We start from the raw sequence: 17,278 nt of genomic DNA, 5'->3' as shown, positions 1-17,278 counted from the left end.
CGCGTCATGGCGCTTTCGAGCCCGCTTTCGCTCCATCCGGATTCGTTCGCCCTCGCGATCAACGCCGGACTTCCATATCCCGCAAGACATGAGTGACAAACCGATGCGCGCCGAGTCGCGCACTGCCCGGCGTTCGCACGAAGGCGACAGCCAGTTCCGCCTGATGCGCGAGCGCCGCTTCGCGCCGTTCTTCTGGACGCAATTTCTCGGCGCGATGAACGACAACGTCTTCAAGGTCGGATTCACGTCGCTGGTGACGTTCCAGGCCGGGCGCTTTTCCGGCGTCGATCCGAAGACCGCCGCGTTTCTCATTTCCGCGATCTTCATCGTGCCGTTCGTGCTCTTTTCCGCGACCTCCGGCCAGATCGCCGACAAATACGACAAGGCCGTGCTCGCGCGCCTCGTGAAGAGCTTCGAGATCGTCGTGATGCTGATCGGCGGGGCGGGCTTCGTGCTGCACAGCGCGCCGCTGCTCTACGCGTGCACGTTTCTGATGGGCGTGCATTCGACCGTGTTCGGGCCGGTGAAGTACGCCTATCTGCCGCAGCATCTCGACTCGCACGAGCTGGTCGGCGGCAACGGGCTCGTCGAGATGGGCACCTTCGTCGCGATTCTGATCGGCACGATCATCGGCGGCGCGGCGGCGGGCGCGTCCGAACATGGCGCGATGCTGCTGGCCGTCGCGTGCATCGCGTTCGCGGTCATCGGGCGCGTCGCGTCGACGTTCGTGCCGAAGTCGGAGGCGTCGCAGCCCGATCTGCGCATCAACTGGAATCCGATTTCCGAGACGTGGCGCAATCTGAAGCTCGCGAAGCAGGACCGCACCGTGTTTCTGAGCCTGCTCGGCATTTCGTGGCTGTGGTTCGTCGGCGCGACCTTTCTGACGTCGTTCTTCAATTTCGCGAAGGACGTGCTGTCGGCCGATCCGGATGTGGTGACGATTCTGCTCGCGACGTTTTCCATCGGCATCGGCACCGGCTCGCTGTTGTGCGAGCGGCTCTCGAAACGCCGCGTCGAGATCGGTCTCGTGCCGCTCGGGTCGATCGGCATCAGCGTATTCGCGATCGATCTGTTCTTCGCCAGCCACAACATCGCGCCTGCCGGGCACCTGCTCGGCGTGCCGGAATTCCTGCAGGTGTGGAAGCACTGGCGCATTCTCGCGGACCTGTTCCTGCTCGCGATGTTCGGCGGCTTCTACAGCGTGCCGCTCTATGCGCTGATCCAGGCGCGCAGCCAGCCTACGCACCGCGCGCGCATCATCGCGGCGAACAATATTCTCAACTCGTTCTTTATGATCGTGTCGGCGCTCATGGCGCTCGCGCTCACGTCGTTCGGCGTCGGCATTCCGGGGCTCTTTCTGACGACGGCGCTGCTCAATGTCGTCGTCGCCGTGTATATCTATTCGCTCGTGCCGGAGTTCTTGCTGCGCTTCATCGCGTGGATGCTGGTGCACACGTTCTATCGCATCCGTCTCGTTGATGCCGAGCGCATTCCGTCGCACGGCGCGGCGGTGCTCGTGTGCAATCACGTCAGTTTCGTCGATGCGGTGGTCATCATGGCCGAAAGCCCTCGGCCGATCCGCTTCGTGATGGATCACCGGATCTTTCGCACGCCGGTACTCGGCCGGCTGTTCCGCCGCGTGAAAGCCATTCCGATCGCACCCGCGCACGAGGACGCGCGCATGCTCGAACGCGCCTACGACGAATGCGCGAAGGCGCTGAGCGAGGGCGATCTCGTCTGCATCTTTCCCGAAGGGAAGCTGACGCGTGACGGCGAGATGAATCCGTTCCGGCGCGGCATCACGGAAATTCTGAAGCGCCACCCGGCGCCCGTCGTGCCGATGGCGCTGCGCGGGCTCTGGGGCAGCGTGTTCTCGCGCCACGAAGATGCGCAGTGGCCGCGGCCGATGCATCGCGGCGCGATGACGCGCCTCACGCTCGCGGTCGGCGAGCCGATCGCGCCGGAAGACGCGACGCCCGCGTATCTGCAGGACGTCGTGTCGGCCTTGCGCGGCGCGCGGCGTTAAGCCATAACGGGCGGCGCTGGCATAATAGCGGTTTCCCCCGACACTTTTTTTCAGGTCGACGCTCATGTCCGGCAATACCCTTGGCACGCTCTTCACCGTCACGAATTTCGGCGAATCGCATGGACCGGCGATCGGCTGCGTGATCGACGGCTGCCCGCCGGGCATGGCGCTCACGGAAGCCGATATCCAGGTCGAACTGGACCGCCGCCGTCCGGGCACGTCGCGCCACGTGACGCAGCGTCAGGAACCGGATCAGGTCGAGATTCTTTCCGGCGTGTTCGAGGGCGTGACGACAGGCACGCCCATCGCGCTTTTGATTCGCAACACCGATCAGCGCAGCAAGGACTACGGCAACATCGTGGAGACGTTCCGCCCCGGTCACGCGGACTACACCTATTGGCAGAAGTACGGCGTGCGCGACTATCGCGGCGGCGGCCGTTCGTCGGCGCGCCTGACCGCGCCGACCGTCGCCGCGGGCGCGGTCGCGAAGAAATGGCTGCGCGAGAAGTTTGGCCTCGAAACCCGTGGATGCATGAGCGCGCTGGGCGAAATCGGGATTCCGTTCGTGGACTGGCAGCACGTTCGCGAGAATCCGTTCTTCTCGCCGAACGCGGAGATCGTTCCGCAGCTCGAGGAATACATGGACAACCTGCGCCGCGACGGCGATTCGGTCGGCGCGCGCATCGAAGTCGTGGCGACGGGCGTGCCCGTCGGTCTGGGCGAGCCGCTCTATGATCGTCTCGACGCCGACATCGCCCACGCGATGATGGGCCTGAACGCGGTGAAAGCGGTCGAAATCGGCGCGGGATTCGCGAGCGTCGAGCAGCGCGGCTCTCAGCATGGCGACGAGATGACGCCCGAAGGTTTCGCGACCAACAACGCGGGCGGCATTCTCGGCGGCATTTCGAGCGGGCAGGACATCCGGGTGTCGATCGCGATCAAGCCGACGTCGAGCATCCGCACGCCGCGCCAGTCGATCGACAAGGCAGGCGCGCCGGCTACGGTCGAAACCTTCGGCCGTCACGATCCGTGCGTCGGCATTCGCGCGACGCCGATCGCGGAAGCGCTGCTCGCGCTGGTGCTGATGGACCATGCGCTGCGTCATCGGGCGCAATGCGGCGATGTGATCGTCGATACGCCGAAGATCGCCGCGCAGATGCCGGCGAAGTAAAAGAAAAGGGCGCCGGTTTCGGCGCCCTTTGTCCTTTCAGACGTTACATGTTCGGATAGTTGGGCCCGCCGCCGCCTTCCGGCGTGACCCACACGATGTTCTGCGTCGGATCCTTGATATCGCACGTCTTGCAGTGCACGCAGTTCTGCGCGTTGATCTGCAATCGCTCGCTGCCGTCGTCGGACTTGACGAACTCGTACACCGCGGCGGGACAGTAGCGGCTTTCCGGTCCCGCATAGGTGCGCAGGTTCACGTTGACCGGCACGTTCGGATCTTTCAGCGTCAGGTGCGCCGGCTGATTTTCTTCGTGATTCGTGTTCGAGATGAACACCGAGGAGAGACGATCGAACGTGAGCTTGCCATCGGGCTTCGGATAAACGATCGGCTTGCACTGCGACGCCGGCTTCAGCATCTCGTGATCCCAATGCTGATGGTGCAGCGTCCACGGCACGTTGCCGCCCATCACTTTCTGCTCTAGCCCCACCATGAAGGTGCCGAGGTACAGGCCCTTGCTCATCCACTGCTTGAAGTTGCGCGCGCGATGCAGTTCGGTCTTGAGCCAGGACGTATCGAAGGCTTCGGGGTAGGCCGTGAGTTCGTCGTTCTGGCGGCCCGCCTGCACGGCGTCGAACGCGGCTTCGGCGGCCATCTTGCCGGACTTGATCGCGGCGTGACTGCCCTTGATGCGCGATGCGTTCAGGAAACCCGCGTCGTCGCCCGCGAGCGCGCCGCCGGGGAAGGCGAGCTTCGGCAGCGACATCAAACCGCCCGCCGTGATCGCGCGCGCGCCATAGGAAATGCGCTTGCCGCCTTCGAGGAACGCACGGATCGACGGATGCGTCTTGTAACGCTGGAATTCCTCGAACGGCGACAGATACGGATTCGAATACCCCAGCCCGACGACGAAGCCCACGACCACCTGGTTGTTGTCCATGTGATAGAGGAACGAGCCGCCGTAGGTATCCGGTTCGAGCGGCCAGCCGGCGGTGTGGATGACGAGGCCGGGCTTGTGCTTGACCGGATCGATTTCCCACAATTCCTTGATGCCGATGCCGTACACCTGCGGATCGGAATTCTGGTTGAGCTTGAATTTGTCGATCAGCTGACGGCCAAGATGCCCGCGCGCGCCCTCGCAGAACAGCGTGTATTTCGCGTGCAGTTCCATGCCGAGCTGGAAGTTTTCGGTCGGCTCGCCGTCTTTGCCCACGCCCATGTTGCCCGTGACGACGCCGCGTACCGAACCGTCTTCCGCGTACAGCACTTCGGCGGCGGGAAAGCCCGGGAAAATCTCGACGCCCAGCGCCTCGGCCTGCTGACCGAGCCAGCGCGTGACATTGGCGAGCGAGATGACGTAGTTGCCGTGATTCTTGAAGTTGTCCGGAAGCAGCCAGTTGGGCACTTGCTTCGCGTCGTTCTGCGACAGGAACAGGAAGCGGTCTTCGGTCACTTCGACATCGAGCGGCGCGCCTTTCTCTTTCCAGTCGGGAATCAGCTCGGAGAGGCCGCGCGGGTCCATGACCGCGCCGGACAGGATGTGCGCGCCGACTTCGGAGCCTTTCTCCAGGACGCACACGCCGATCTCGACGCCTTTTTCCTCCGCCAGTTGCTTCAACCGGATGGCCGCCGACAAACCGGCTGGTCCGCCGCCGACGATCACGACGTCGTATTCCATCGATTCGCGGGGACCGTATTGCTCGATGAGGCTCGCCGGGGTCATCAATGCTCCTATGTGCCGTTAGAATGCCCTTTCGGGATCGCGTATTGTCAGGGAAGGTCAGGCGGGCTGCAACCAACCCCACCCCATTTAGCACGATCGTACTATAGTTATGTTGCGATGCGGTATCCGTGTCAACGCTAGCGCTGACACGCCGAATCAACCATAGAACAAGGAAGCACAATGGGCCGTTCGATCAACCTGGAAGGCAAGGTCGCGCTGATTACCGGCGCGTCCAGTGGCTTGGGCAAGCGCTTCGCGCAGGTTTTGTCGTCGGCGGGCGCCAAAGTGGTGCTCGCGAGCCGGCGCACCGAGCGTCTGAAGGAATTGCGCGCCGAGATCGAGTCGTCGGGCGGCGCGGCGCACGTGGTGTCGCTCGACGTGACCGACTATCAGAGCATCAAGGCCGCGGTCGCGCACGCGGAAACGGAAGCGGGCACGATCGACATCCTCGTCAATAATTCGGGCGTGTCGACCACGCAGAAGCTGACGGATGTCACGCCGGCCGACTTCGAATTCGTGTTCGATACGAACGTGCGTGGCGCGTTCTTCGTCGCGCAGGAAGTCGCCAAGCGCATGATCATGCGCGGCAACGGACCGGCCAAGCCGGCCTATCGCATCATCAACGTGGCGTCGGTGGCCGGTTTGCGGGTGTTTCCGCAGATCGGCGTGTATTCGATGAGCAAGGCCGCCGTCGTGCAGATGACCAAGGCGATGGCGCTCGAATGGGGCCGCCACGGGATCAACGTGAACGCGATCTGCCCGGGCTATATCGACACCGAAATCAATCACCATCACTGGAAAACCGAGCAGGGCCAGAAACTCATTTCGATGCTGCCGCGCCGCCGCGTGGGCTCGCCGGAAGATCTCGACGGCCTGTTGCTGCTGCTATCCGCCGATGAATCGCAGTTCATGAACGGCTCGGTCATTTCGGCCGACGACGGTTTTTCGCTCTGACTTTCTTAAACGCAACTGATGACCACGGATAACACCTTTCACACCGTCTTCGACCTGTCCATGCCGATCCGCTGGGGCGACATGGACGCCTTCGGCCACGTCAACAACACCGTCTATTTCCGCTATATGGAGCAGGTGCGAATCTCGTGGTTCGATCAAATCGGCATCATGGGCGGCAACGGCGAGGGCCAGGGTCCGGTGATCGTGAACGCCTCGATGGAGTTTCTGAAGCAGCTCCACTATCCCGGCGACGTGATCGGCCGCATGTCCGTAGGCAAGCCGGGCCGCAGCAGCTTCGATACGCGCTTCGAACTTTTTCGGGCCGATGACCGCGCGACGCTCTATGCGCGCGGCGCCGCGAAGATCGTGTGGATCGACTACGCCGCGGGCAAGTCGGTGCCGATTCCGGATTTCCTGCGACAGACCATCGAAACGAGCACGCCGGTCGCGCTCTGATCGCGCATCACGTGCCGAGCAGCCGCTGCAGAAGCTCGGTGGCGTTGCCCGTGTCGTACTTTCGCATGAGCCGCGCGCGATAGATATCGACCGTGCGCGGGCTGATGTCGAGTACGCGGCCGATCTGCTTGCTCGTCTTGCCCGTCACGAGCTGCGCGGCGATTTCCCGTTCGCGCGGCGTCAGTTCGATGGCGACCCGCCGCGTCGCGCTCAGATCCTCGAAGGTCCAGACGCCCGCCGCGTGCGGCGCGGCCTGGTCGAGCGCGCGTCCGGTCACGTGGCACCAGAACAGTTCGCCGTTCCTGCGCTTCATGATCCGGTCGTCGCTGTAGGTGCCTGACCGGCTGATATGCGCGGCGATCCGCTCGCCGATGCGCGCGAACTCGTCCGGCGACGGATACAGTACTTCGAACGACTTGCCGATGAGCGTCTCGCGCGTATAGCCGAAGATCGCGCAGAGCTGTTCGTTGCAGTCCTCGATGGAGCGCTCGCGCGAAAGCACGAGCCCGACGGGCGCGAGTTGAAACGCGGTTTGATAATCCAGTGCACGCATGTGAAATCGGGGCCGCGCGCTACTTGATGCCCGGCAAAAGCAGCCGGGGAACCAAACGCGCGCGGGCAATGACTTATGTATTTTTGCGTATTGTGCCGGATCGACGCGCCAAAGTACTCTTGTGCCACGCCAAAAGGCCGCCTGACGCGCGTGCGACAGCGCCGCGGCGGCGTCAATAAGCCGATTTTCAGTTGGTTTCAAACATGGAAGGGACACTCAGATGAACAAGGTCTATCCGAGCGCGAAGGCTGCGCTAGAGGGCATCGTCAAGGACGGGCAGACGTTCGCCGTCGGCGGTTTCGGGCTGTGCGGCATTCCCGAGGCGCTCATCGCCGCGCTGCGCGACACGGGCGTGAAAGACATCACCTGCATCAGCAATAACGCGGGCGTCGACGGCTTCGGCCTCGGTCTCCTTCTGGAGACGCGCCAGATCAAGAAGATGATTTCGTCCTACGTCGGCGAAAACAAGGAGTTCGAGCGGCAATATCTCGCCGGCGAACTCGAGCTTGAATTCACGCCGCAGGGCACGCTCGCCGAAAAGTTGCGCGCGGGCGGCTCGGGCATTCCGGCGTTCTTCACGAATACCGGTTTCGGCACCGTGATTGCCGAAGGCAAGGAAACGCGCCAGTTCGGCGAGAACCATTATGTGCTCGAGCATTCGCTGACCGCCGATGTCGGTCTCGTGAAGGCGTGGAAGGCCGACAAATCCGGCAACCTGATCTATCGCCGCACGGCGCGCAACTTCAACCCGATGTGCGCGATGGCGGGCAAGATCACCGTGGCCGAAGTGGAAGAAATCGTCGAAGTGGGCGAGCTGGATCCGGACCATATCCACACGCCCGGCATCTTCGTGCAGCGCCTCGTCCTGAATGCGCATCCGGAAAAGCGCATCGAACAACGTATCGTCCGCGCGAAAGGAGAGTAATCATGGCTTGGACTCGTGACCAGATGGCCGCGCGCGCGGCGAAAGAATTGCAGGACGGCTTCTACGTGAACCTCGGCATCGGGCTGCCGACGCTCGTCGCCAATCATGTGCCGGAAGGCATGGAAGTGTGGCTCCAGTCGGAAAACGGCCTGCTCGGTATCGGGCCGTCGCCGTATGAGGAAGAAGTCGACGCCGATCTCATCAATGCGGGCAAGCAGACCGTGACCACATTGCCGGGCTCGTCGATTTTTTCGTCGGCGGATTCGTTCGCGATGATCCGCGGCGGCCACATCAACCTGGCGATCCTCGGTGCGATGCAGATCAGCAAGAAGGGCGATCTCGCGAACTGGATGATTCCCGGCAAGATGATCAAGGGCATGGGCGGCGCGATGGACCTCGTTGCCGGCGTGAAGAAGGTGGTCGTGCTGATGGAGCACGTCGCGAAGGGCGACCAGCACAAGATCCTCGAAGAATGCTCGCTGCCGCTGACGGGCGTGGGCGTCGTGGATCGCATCATCACGGATCTCGGCGTGATCGACGTCACCGACAACGGCCTGAAGCTGGTCGAACTGGCGGACGGCGTGACGGTCGAGGAAATCCAGAAGAAGACGGGCGCGCCGCTCGATGTCACGAGCGTGAAGTGACATCGCGCCGCCATTTGGGCGGCGTGTGGGCGGTACCAGGCGGTATGTTCCAGGCGGGCGAGGCTTTCAGGGCTTCGCCCGTTTTGCTTTTGGCGGGATCGGCCGCATGTGACGAGGGGGGCGCCCCGTTGGAGGGCGTCCGTTGGGGCTCGTCCGTTCGGCCAGCGCTCGCTCGGTGTGACGCAAGGCGCTTTACAATCGTTTGGACTCTTCCACGAGGATATTTTCCATGACCACACCGATCGTCGTCGAACCCGTGCATTCCGATCTTTGCGAGCCGCGCCAGCGCTTCGTGCAATGCGCGAGCCCCGCGGGGCTGCATCGTATCGCCTATACGGAATGGGGCGATCCGGGCAATCCGCGCGTGCTGCTCTGCGTGCACGGACTGACACGCTCGGGGCGCGACTTCGACAAGCTCGCGCAGGCGTTCGCGCACGACTATCGCGTGGTGTGTCCGGATGTCGTCGGGCGCGGCCTGTCTGACTGGCTCGCCGATCCGCGCTATTACGGCGTGGCGCAGTATGTCGCCGACATGGTCACGCTGATCGCGCGGCTGAACGTGGAGACGGTGGACTGGTTCGGCACATCGATGGGCGGCCTCATCGGCATGGCGCTCGGCGGTCTGCCCAATACGCCGATCAGGAAGATGCTGCTCAACGATGTCGGGCCGCATATCGAGCCGATCGCGCTGGCGCGCATCGGCGACTATCTTGGCAAGCCCACGCGCTTCGCGTCGCTCGACGAAGGCGTGCGGCATGCGGCGGCGCTCGCCGCGTCGTTCGGGCCGCTGACCGACGAGGAGTGGACGAGCATCAACACGCCGCTCCTGCACGAGCGCGATGGCGCATGGGGCTTTCGCTACGACCCGGGCATCGCGGCGCCTTTCGGGGCGGCGACCGAGGAGCAGAACGCGGCCGGCGAGGCGTTCCTGTGGCAGTCGCTGGCGTCGATCAGAACGCCTGTGCTCGTCGTGCGCGGCGAGACGTCGGACTTGCTGTCGCGCGAGACGGTCGCGCAGATGGTCGAGCGGGGCCAGGCCGTGAGCAGCGTCGAAATACCGGGCGCGGGACATGCGCCGGCGTTTCTCGTCGCCGATCAGATCGCCGTCGCCAGGGGGTTCTTCCTCGGCGATGGCGGCAGCGGGGCATAATATTGGGCTGAGCGTGCGTCGCTCATGCCGGTTTTTTCATCTTTCATCGATCAGGAACACACAATGGCAGTCATTCGTCATCACGTCGGCCCGCGCCTCTCCGAGACCGCGATCCACAATGGCACGGTGTACCTCGCCGGCCAGATCGCCGAGGACACGGAGCAGGACATCACCGGTCAGACGCGCGAAGTGCTCGGTCATATCGACCGCTTGCTCGAAGAAGCGAATAGCGACAAGTCGCATTTGCTGAACGTGCAGATCTATATCGCCGACATGGTGCATTTCTCTGGCATGAACGCCGTCTGGGATGCGTGGGTCGCGGAAGGCAACACGCCGCCGCGCGCCACGGTGGAGTCGAAGCTCGCCAATCCGGCGTGCCTCATCGAAATCTGCGTAATCGCCGCGCAGCGCGGCTGATTCTGCCGTAGTGGTTGCAATCGCATGACCGAGACCGCCGTCCCCTCCGAAACCCTGCCCGAGCCGTCCATCGACGGCGCGCTCGCGTTCGTGCGCGAGCACGCCGGGGACGCGCGCGTCTCGACGGGCGAACTGCTCGCCGATCATGCGGTGGGCACCGCGCGCATCGTGCAGACGCTCAACGTCGACGCGCACGCGGTCGCGGCGGCGGCGCTCTTCGTGCTCGCGCCACATCTCGACGATCCGGACAAGGTCATCGCCGAGCGCTTCGGCCCGGAAGTGCAGCGGCTCGTCGGCGATGTGAGAAAGCTCTTGCGGTTGGGCTCGGTCAGCTCGCGCGCCACGCTCGCGGACCTGCCCGAGAACACGCGCGATGCGCAGGCCGCGCGCCGCGCGCAGGTGGAAGCGCTGCGCAAGATGCTGCTCGCGTTCGCGCAGGACATTCGCGTCGTGCTGATCCGGCTTGCATCGCGCGTGCAGAGCTTGCGCTATCACGCCGCGCACAAGATCGATCCGTCGCCGGACGTGCCGCGCGAGACGCTCGAAATCTATGCGCCGCTCGCGAACCGGCTCGGAATCTGGCAACTCAAGTGGGAACTGGAGGATCTGTCGTTCCGCTTCGAAGATCCGGTCACGTACAAGCGCATCGCGAAGCTGCTCGACGAGAAGCGTGTCGAGCGCGAGAGCTATGTGACCGAGGCGATCGCGCGTTTGCAAAAAGAGCTCGACACCGCCCACATCAGGGCGGACGTGAGCGGGCGGCCGAAGCATATCTACAGCATCTGGAAGAAGATGCGCGGCAAGCATCTCGACTTCTCCGAGCTGAACGACGTGCGCGCGTTTCGCGTCATCGTCGGCGACATCAAGGACTGCTACACCGTGCTCGGCATCGTGCACAACCTGTGGCAGCCGGTGCCGCGCGAGTTCGACGACTACATCTCGCGTCCGAAGCCTAACGGCTACAAGTCGCTGCATACAGTCGTGATCGGCGACGACGGGCGCGCGTTCGAGGTTCAGATCCGCACCTACGAGATGCATCAGTTCGCCGAATACGGCGTGGCCGCGCACTGGCGTTACAAGGAAGCGGGCACGCGCGGCTACGCGGGCCAGGTGACGGCGAGCGAGAAATACGACGAGAAGATTGCCTGGCTGCGCCAGCTTCTCGCGTGGAAGGACGATGTCGAAGGCGATCAGCCGGGCTGGCAGCATCTGCGCGACGCCACGCTCGACGACGACCACATTTACGTGCTCACGCCGCAGGCCCGCGTGATCGCGTTGCCGCACGGCGCGACGGCCATCGATTTCGCGTATCACCTGCACAGCGAGCTCGGGCATCGCTGCCGCGGCGCGCGCGTCGACGGTGCGATGGTGCCGCTCAACACGCCGCTGCACAACGGGCAGACGGTCGAGATCGTGGCGGTGAAGGAGGGCGGGCCGTCGCGCGACTGGCTCAATCCGCAACTCGGCTATCTGCACAGCGCGCGGGCGCGGCAGAAGGTGCGCTCGTGGTTCCTCGCGGCCGACGCTGCCGAGAACATCGCGGCGGGGCGGACGATCGTCGAAAAAACCTTGCAGCGCGAAGGCAAGACCTCGGTCAGCCTGGAGCAGCTCGCGGCGAAACTCGGCTTCAAGACGCCCGAAGAGCTTTACGCGGCTGTTGCGAAGGACGAATTCAGCCTGCGCAACATCGAGCACGCGCTCTCCGACACGCCGCCGCCCGAGCCGGAGCCGGAAGCGCCGGAGCAGTTCGAAAAGCGCAGCAGCGGACAGAGCGTCGCGCACGGCGCATCGACGGGCGTGCTCGTCGTCGGCGTCGATGCGCTGCTCACGCAACTCGCGCGCTGCTGCCGTCCCGCGCCGCCCGACGCGATCGCCGGTTTCGTCACGCGCGGCAAGGGCATGTCCGTGCACCGCACGGATTGCGAGACGTTCAAGCGCATGGCGCAACGCTCGCCGGAGCGCGTGCTGCACACCACGTGGTCCGCGGACGTGATGGACGGGCGCGGGTCGTCCGTGTATCCGGTGGATCTCGCGGTGGAATCGGCGGATCGGCAGGGCCTGCTGCGCGATATCTCCGAAGTGTTCGCGCGCGAGAAGATCAATGTGATCGGCGTGAAAAGCCAGAGCCGCAGGAACATCGCGTATATGCAGTTCACCGTGGAGGTGTCGAACGCCGCGCAGATTCAGCGCGCCTGCACGCTGCTTGGCGAAGTGCAGGGCGTGATTCGCGCATCGCGGCGCGCGTAATCGGGCGGCGTTGAACGGATCGGCGAATATTTTCGATTTTCCTGAAGATAAGCACTTGCCAAGATCTGAAACGCTCCATATAATCTCACTTCTTTCAGGCTCGTAGCTCAGCTGGTTAGAGCACCACCTTGACATGGTGGGGGTCGTTGGTTCGAGTCCAATCGAGCCTACCAACGAAAACGAAATTCAGCGGACTTCGGTTCGCGGGGTTTCAAACCGCAAGAAGCGCTCAGCGCAAAAGGCGAAAAAACATGGCACGTCGAACGTTGACCGAAACAACTTCGGAGCGACGCTAGTCGAGGACCTAATTCGCCTTCTGCCAATTTGTTTCGCGGTATGTGTGAAAAGTGAATGCGGCCCCTCGATAGCGGGGCCGCATTTTTTTTGCCTTGCGATTCTGGAAACGAAGATCGCGCGGCAATGCTTAATCGAAATCGCCTGGCGTGCGCCGGCGTCTTGGAGAACGATATGGTTTCGGTACGTTTGCCTGATGGGTCGGTCCGACAATACGACCACCCGGTGACTGTCGCGGAAGTCGCGGCATCGATCGGCGCGGGCCTTGCCAAGGCGGCGCTCGCCGGCAAGCTCAACGGTGAACTCGTCGATACGTCGTTTCTGATCGACAAGGATTCGTCGCTCGCCATCGTCACGGACAAAGACCCGGAAGGCGTCGATGTCGTGCGCCATTCGACCGCGCACTTGCTCGCCTATGCCGTGAAGGATCTGTTCCCCGAGGCGCAAGTGACCATCGGGCCCGTCATCGATAACGGCTTCTACTACGATTTCTCGTACAGCCGTCCCTTCACGCCCGAAGATCTCGAGAAAATCGAGAAGCGCATGCAGGAACTCGCGCAGAAGAACGAGCCGGTGTCGCGCCGCGTCGTGTCGCGGGACGAGGCCGTCGAGTACTTCAAGAGCATCGGCGAGGCGTACAAGGCGGAAATCATTTCGTCGATTCCCGAGAGCGATGAGATTCGTCTGTACTCGCACGGCAATTTCATCGACTTGTGCCGCGGGCCGCACGTACCGTCCACCGGCAAGCTGAAAGTCTTCAAGCTGATGAAAGTCGCGGGCGCATACTGGCGCGGCGATTCGAAGAACGAGCAGCTTCAGCGCATTTACGGTACCGCCTGGACCAAAAAGGAAGACCAGGACGCGTACCTGCACATGCTCGAAGAAGCCGAGAAGCGCGATCACCGCAAGCTCGCCAAGCAGCTCGACCTGTTCCACCTTCAGGACGAAGCGCCGGGCATGGTGTTCTGGCATCCGAAGGGCTGGTCGCTGTGGCAGCAAGTCGAGCAATACATGCGCCGCCGCGTGAACGAGGCCGGCTATCTCGAGATCAAGACCCCGATGATCATGGACCGTTCGCTGTGGGAAGCGTCGGGGCACTGGCAGAACTATCGTGAAAACATGTTCACGACCGAATCGGAGAAGCGCGATTACGCGATCAAGCCGATGAACTGCCCGGGCCACGTCCAGGTGTTCAATCACGGCCTGCGCTCCTACCGCGATTTGCCGCTGCGGTACGCGGAGTTCGGCTCGTGCCACCGCAACGAGCCGTCGGGCGCGCTGCACGGCCTGATGCGCGTGCGCGGTTTCGTCCAGGACGATGCGCACATCTTCTGTACCGAAGATCAGTTCATCGCGGAATCGATCGCGTTCAATACGCTGGCGATGAGCGTGTACAAGGATTTCGGGTTCGATCACATCGACATCAAGCTGTCGCTGCGCCCCGAACAGCGCGCCGGCACCGATGAAACCTGGGATCGCGCGGAACAGGGCCTGCGCGAGGCGCTCACCGCCTGCGGCCTGCAGTGGGAAGAACTCGCGGGCGAGGGCGCGTTCTACGGTCCGAAGATCGAATACCACATCAAGGATGCGCTCGGCCGCTCGTGGCAGTGCGGCACGCTGCAGCTCGACATGGTGCTGCCGGAGCGCCTCGGCGCGGAATATGTCGCAGAAGACAACAGCCGCCGCCGCCCGGTGATGCTCCACCGCGCGATCGTCGGTTCGATGGAGCGTTTCCTCGGCATTCTGATCGAGCACCACGCCGGTGCGATGCCGCCGTGGCTCGCGCCGATCCAGGCCGTTGTGCTGAATATTGCTGAAAGTCAGGCGGATTATGCTGGAAATCTGGCCCAATCGTTGCAAAAACAAGGGCTTAGAGTCGAGTCCGATTTGCGCAATGAGAAGATTAGCTATAAAATACGGGAGCACACGCTGCAAAAGGTGCCCTATTTGCTGGTCGTCGGGGACAAGGAGCGTGATGCGCAAACCGTAGCCGTGCGTGCTCGTGGCGGTGTCGATCTCGGCGTCATGCCGGTCGACGCATTTCTGGAGCGCCTGCAGCAGGAAGTGCGGGCGTTCAGGTAAGTCACTCGCAGCGCGGCTTGTTTTTTAATTTTTAGAGGAAACGTAACATCGCTACTGATAAGTCGTCACATCGCATCAACGGTGAGATTACTGCACCCGAAGTGCGCTTGGTCGGAGTGGACAACGAGCCGCTCGGAATCGTGAAACTGGCCGAGGCTTTCCGCCAATCGGAACAGCTCGACGTGGATCTCGTCGAAATCGCGCCGCAGGCTTCGCCGCCTGTCTGCCGTTTGATGGATTACGGCAAGTTCAAGTATTCGGAAGCGAAGAAGCAGCACGAAGCGAAGTTGAAGCAGAAGATCGTGCAGGTGAAGGAAGTCAAATTTCGCCCCGGCACGGATGACGGTGATTACAACGTCAAGCTGCGCAACCTCACGCGCTTCCTCGAAGACGGCGACAAGACGAAAATCACGTTGCGTTTCCGCGGTCGCGAAATGGCGCACCAGGAAATCGGCATGCGCATGCTTGAACGTCTGAAGACGGATCTGGACGAATACGGCCAGGTCGAGCAAATGCCGAAGATGGAAGGGCGCCAGATGATCATGGTGCTTGCCCCGAAGAAGAAGGGTAAGTAACGCAGGCAGTGAGACGATGGATCGCGCGCCGTCGCAAGACGGCTGGCGCGGCATTGTCTGAAGGTTTCAGAGGGGCGTCGCTCACGCGGCGCCGCTCATGAAATGCGGCGGTTCTTCACTGAGCCGAACGCAAACAAGTGGAGCGTGGGTTTCGAAGGGCGGGTAGGGATCTGGCCAGCACGGGAAGATCAGCCGCACACCCATGACCATCTAATAAACTGGAGTAGTTTCATGCCGAAGATGAAGACCAAGAAGAGTGCTGCAAAGCGCTTCGTGGTGCGTCCGGGCGGTACCGTCAAGCGCGGTCAAGCGTTCAAGCGCCACATTCTTACCAAGAAAACCACCAAGAACAAACGCCATCTGCGTGGCGCCACGGCCGTTCATGATTCCGATCTGAACTCCGTCCGCGCAATGCTGCCGTTCGCCTAACCTCATCTAACTTAAGGAGAGCAACATGCCTCGAGTAAAACGTGGGGTTACCGCACGGGCCCGTCACAAGAAGATCATCCGTCTGGCCAAGGGTTATCGTGGCCGTCGCAATAACGTCTATCGCATCGCCAAGCAGGCGGTCATGCGCGCGGGCCAGTACGCCTACCGCGATCGCCGCAACAAGAAGCGTGTGTTCCGCGCACTGTGGATCACGCGTATCAACGCGGCGGTGCGTCAGCACGACATGACCTACAGCGTGTTCATCAACGGCCTGAAGAAGGCGTCGATCGAACTCGACCGTAAGGTGCTGGCTGACATGGCTGTGTTCGACAAGGCTGCTTTTGCTGCGATCGTGAAGCAGGTGAAAGCCGCCGTTGCAGCCTAATTGCGAAATTAGTACTGCGTGGTTCGCCTCTTCGCCGCCAAGTTGTTGAAGGCGGCGGCAAGGCAGAAAACGGGGCTCTCACCGAGCCCCGTTTTTGTTGGTCGGACGGTTTTGCGCATGGCTTGTGAATAGGGTGATGTCGTAGTCAGGCAGGCCACGCCCAAAACCGAACTTAGTCAGAACTTCGAAAAGATGGGATCAATGGATCTGGACCAGATTGTCGCCGACGCGAAAAGCGCCTTTGAACACGCCGCCGATACCACCACGCTCGAAAACGAGAAGGCGCGGTTTCTCGGCAAGTCCGGCGCGCTGACCGAGTTGCTGAAGGGCCTGGGCAAGCTCGATCCGGAAGCGAAGAAGACCGAAGGCGCGCGCATCAATCAGGCGAAGCAGCAGGTCGAGGGGGCGCTCAACGCGCGCCGCCAGGCGCTTGCCGATGCGCTCCTGAACCAGCGTCTCGCGGCCGAAGCCATCGACGTCACGCTGCCCGGACGCGGCGCGGGCGCCGGCACGCTGCACCCGGTCATGCGCACGTGGGAACGCGTCGAGCAGATTTTCGGCACGATCGGCTTCGACGTGGCCGACGGTCCCGAAATCGAAACCGACTGGTACAACTTCACCGCGTTGAACAGCCCGGAGAACCATCCGGCGCGCTCGATGCAGGATACCTTTTACGTCGACGGCCGTGACGCCGATGGCCGGCCGCTGCTGCTTCGCACGCACACGAGCCCGATGCAGGTGCGCTACGCGCGCATGAACAAGCCGCCGATCAAGGTGATCGTGCCCGGCCGCACGTATCGTGTCGACAGCGACGCCACGCACTCGCCCATGTTCAATCAGGTCGAAGGCTTGTGGATCGAGGAGAACATCAGCTTCGCCGATCTGAAGGGCGTCTATACCGATTTCCTCAAGAAGTTCTTCGAGCGCGACGACATTCTCGTGCGCTTCCGTCCGTCGTATTTCCCGTTCACGGAGCCGTCCGCCGAAATCGACATGATGTTCGAGCACGGCAAGAACGCGGGCAAATGGCTGGAGATTTCTGGTTCCGGTCAGGTGCATCCGACCGTCATCCGCAACATGGGCCTCGATCCGGAGCGCTACATCGGCTTTGCGTTCGGCAGCGGCCTCGAGCGCCTGACGATGCTGCGCTATGGCGTGCAGGACTTGCGTCTGTTTTTCGAGAACGACCTGCGCTTCCTGCGCCAGTTCGCGTAAGACGCGCTTAGCCCGCGGCGTCCGGTTTCGAGGCAATG

Annotated in this window: 16 protein-coding genes and 1 tRNA gene; 15 read left to right on the top strand and 2 right to left on the bottom strand. The window is 62.6% G+C overall.

Translation table 11 applies throughout. From position 1 onward, the window contains the following. Positions 1 to 88: 88 nt before the first annotated feature. Both LY284_RS06970 and aroC read left to right on the top strand, forming a co-directional pair. Positions 89 to 2,026 carry an MFS transporter gene (locus LY284_RS06970; RefSeq protein ID WP_233385418.1) on the top strand — a complete coding sequence of 646 codons (1,938 nt, stop codon included), beginning with the start codon at positions 89 to 91 and terminating at the stop codon, positions 2,024 to 2,026. 64 nt (positions 2,027 to 2,090) lie between these two features. Beyond that, positions 2,091 to 3,197, top strand: a complete 1,107-nt coding sequence (gene aroC / locus LY284_RS06965) for a chorismate synthase (protein ID WP_014191056.1) — start codon at positions 2,091 to 2,093, stop codon at positions 3,195 to 3,197. A gap of 43 nt (positions 3,198 to 3,240) precedes the next feature. Here the strand turns inward: aroC and LY284_RS06960 are convergent, their stop codons facing one another. After that, positions 3,241 to 4,914, bottom strand: a complete 1,674-nt coding sequence (locus LY284_RS06960; protein WP_014191057.1) for an electron transfer flavoprotein-ubiquinone oxidoreductase — start codon at positions 4,912 to 4,914, stop codon at positions 3,241 to 3,243. A 180-nt stretch (positions 4,915 to 5,094) separates the two neighbouring features. Between LY284_RS06960 and LY284_RS06955 the strand changes: the two genes are divergently transcribed. Continuing rightward, entirely contained in the window at positions 5,095 to 5,868 is a 774-nt protein-coding gene (locus LY284_RS06955; protein ID WP_014191058.1) for an SDR family oxidoreductase, read from the top strand. 18 nt (positions 5,869 to 5,886) lie between these two features. After that, positions 5,887 to 6,324 (top strand): thioesterase family protein, encoded by a 438-nt coding sequence (locus LY284_RS06950; protein ID WP_014191059.1) that lies wholly within the window; start codon positions 5,887 to 5,889, stop codon positions 6,322 to 6,324. 7 nt (positions 6,325 to 6,331) lie between these two features. On the opposite strand, the gene LY284_RS06945 is transcribed toward LY284_RS06950, so the two are convergent. Beyond that, a complete protein-coding gene (locus LY284_RS06945; protein ID WP_014191060.1) occupies positions 6,332 to 6,877 on the bottom strand; it encodes a LuxR C-terminal-related transcriptional regulator in 546 nt (181 codons plus the stop codon). A 220-nt stretch (positions 6,878 to 7,097) separates the two neighbouring features. Between LY284_RS06945 and LY284_RS06940 the strand changes: the two genes are divergently transcribed. From LY284_RS06940 to pheS, 11 genes are all read left to right on the top strand, one after another. Beyond that, a complete protein-coding gene (locus LY284_RS06940; protein ID WP_014191061.1) occupies positions 7,098 to 7,802 on the top strand; it encodes a CoA transferase subunit A in 705 nt (234 codons plus the stop codon). Between the two features lie 2 nt (positions 7,803 to 7,804). Further along, the gene (locus LY284_RS06935) at positions 7,805 to 8,446 is read left to right on the top strand and encodes a CoA transferase subunit B (protein ID WP_014191062.1); all 642 of its coding nucleotides are present in this window, start codon (positions 7,805 to 7,807) and stop codon (positions 8,444 to 8,446) included. Positions 8,447 to 8,675: 229 nt separating this feature from the next. Beyond that, on the top strand, positions 8,676 to 9,596 hold the full coding sequence (locus LY284_RS06930; protein WP_014191063.1) for an alpha/beta fold hydrolase: 921 nt from the start codon (positions 8,676 to 8,678) through the stop codon (positions 9,594 to 9,596). A gap of 63 nt (positions 9,597 to 9,659) precedes the next feature. Continuing rightward, positions 9,660 to 10,013 carry a RidA family protein gene (locus LY284_RS06925; protein ID WP_014191064.1) on the top strand — a complete coding sequence of 118 codons (354 nt, stop codon included), beginning with the start codon at positions 9,660 to 9,662 and terminating at the stop codon, positions 10,011 to 10,013. A gap of 24 nt (positions 10,014 to 10,037) precedes the next feature. After that, positions 10,038 to 12,260: a bifunctional (p)ppGpp synthetase/guanosine-3',5'-bis(diphosphate) 3'-pyrophosphohydrolase gene (locus LY284_RS06920; protein WP_014191065.1), complete on the top strand. Its 2,223-nt coding sequence runs from the start codon at positions 10,038 to 10,040 to the stop codon at positions 12,258 to 12,260. Between the two features lie 96 nt (positions 12,261 to 12,356). Then, a tRNA-Val gene (locus LY284_RS06915) sits at positions 12,357 to 12,433 on the top strand. 295 nt (positions 12,434 to 12,728) lie between these two features. Then, positions 12,729 to 14,636, top strand: coding sequence for a threonine--tRNA ligase (gene thrS, locus LY284_RS06910; RefSeq protein ID WP_045450444.1), 1,908 nt, complete (start codon positions 12,729 to 12,731; stop codon positions 14,634 to 14,636). Positions 14,637 to 14,683: 47 nt separating this feature from the next. Then, entirely contained in the window at positions 14,684 to 15,211 is a 528-nt protein-coding gene (gene infC / locus LY284_RS06905) for a translation initiation factor IF-3 (protein ID WP_074168877.1), read from the top strand. Positions 15,212 to 15,442: 231 nt separating this feature from the next. Continuing rightward, positions 15,443 to 15,640: a 50S ribosomal protein L35 gene (gene rpmI, locus LY284_RS06900; protein ID WP_004191477.1), complete on the top strand. Its 198-nt coding sequence runs from the start codon at positions 15,443 to 15,445 to the stop codon at positions 15,638 to 15,640. A gap of 25 nt (positions 15,641 to 15,665) precedes the next feature. After that, entirely contained in the window at positions 15,666 to 16,025 is a 360-nt protein-coding gene (gene rplT, locus LY284_RS06895) for a 50S ribosomal protein L20 (protein ID WP_008350196.1), read from the top strand. A 201-nt stretch (positions 16,026 to 16,226) separates the two neighbouring features. Next, positions 16,227 to 17,240: a phenylalanine--tRNA ligase subunit alpha gene (gene pheS, locus LY284_RS06890; RefSeq protein ID WP_041730307.1), complete on the top strand. Its 1,014-nt coding sequence runs from the start codon at positions 16,227 to 16,229 to the stop codon at positions 17,238 to 17,240. The last annotated feature ends 38 nt before the right edge of the window (positions 17,241 to 17,278 follow it).

The sequence above is a fragment of the Caballeronia sp. PC1 genome (assembly GCF_021353155.1).
Lineage (GTDB): Bacteria > Pseudomonadota > Gammaproteobacteria > Burkholderiales > Burkholderiaceae > Caballeronia > Caballeronia cordobensis.
This window is presented reverse-complemented; position numbering and strand designations above follow the sequence as displayed.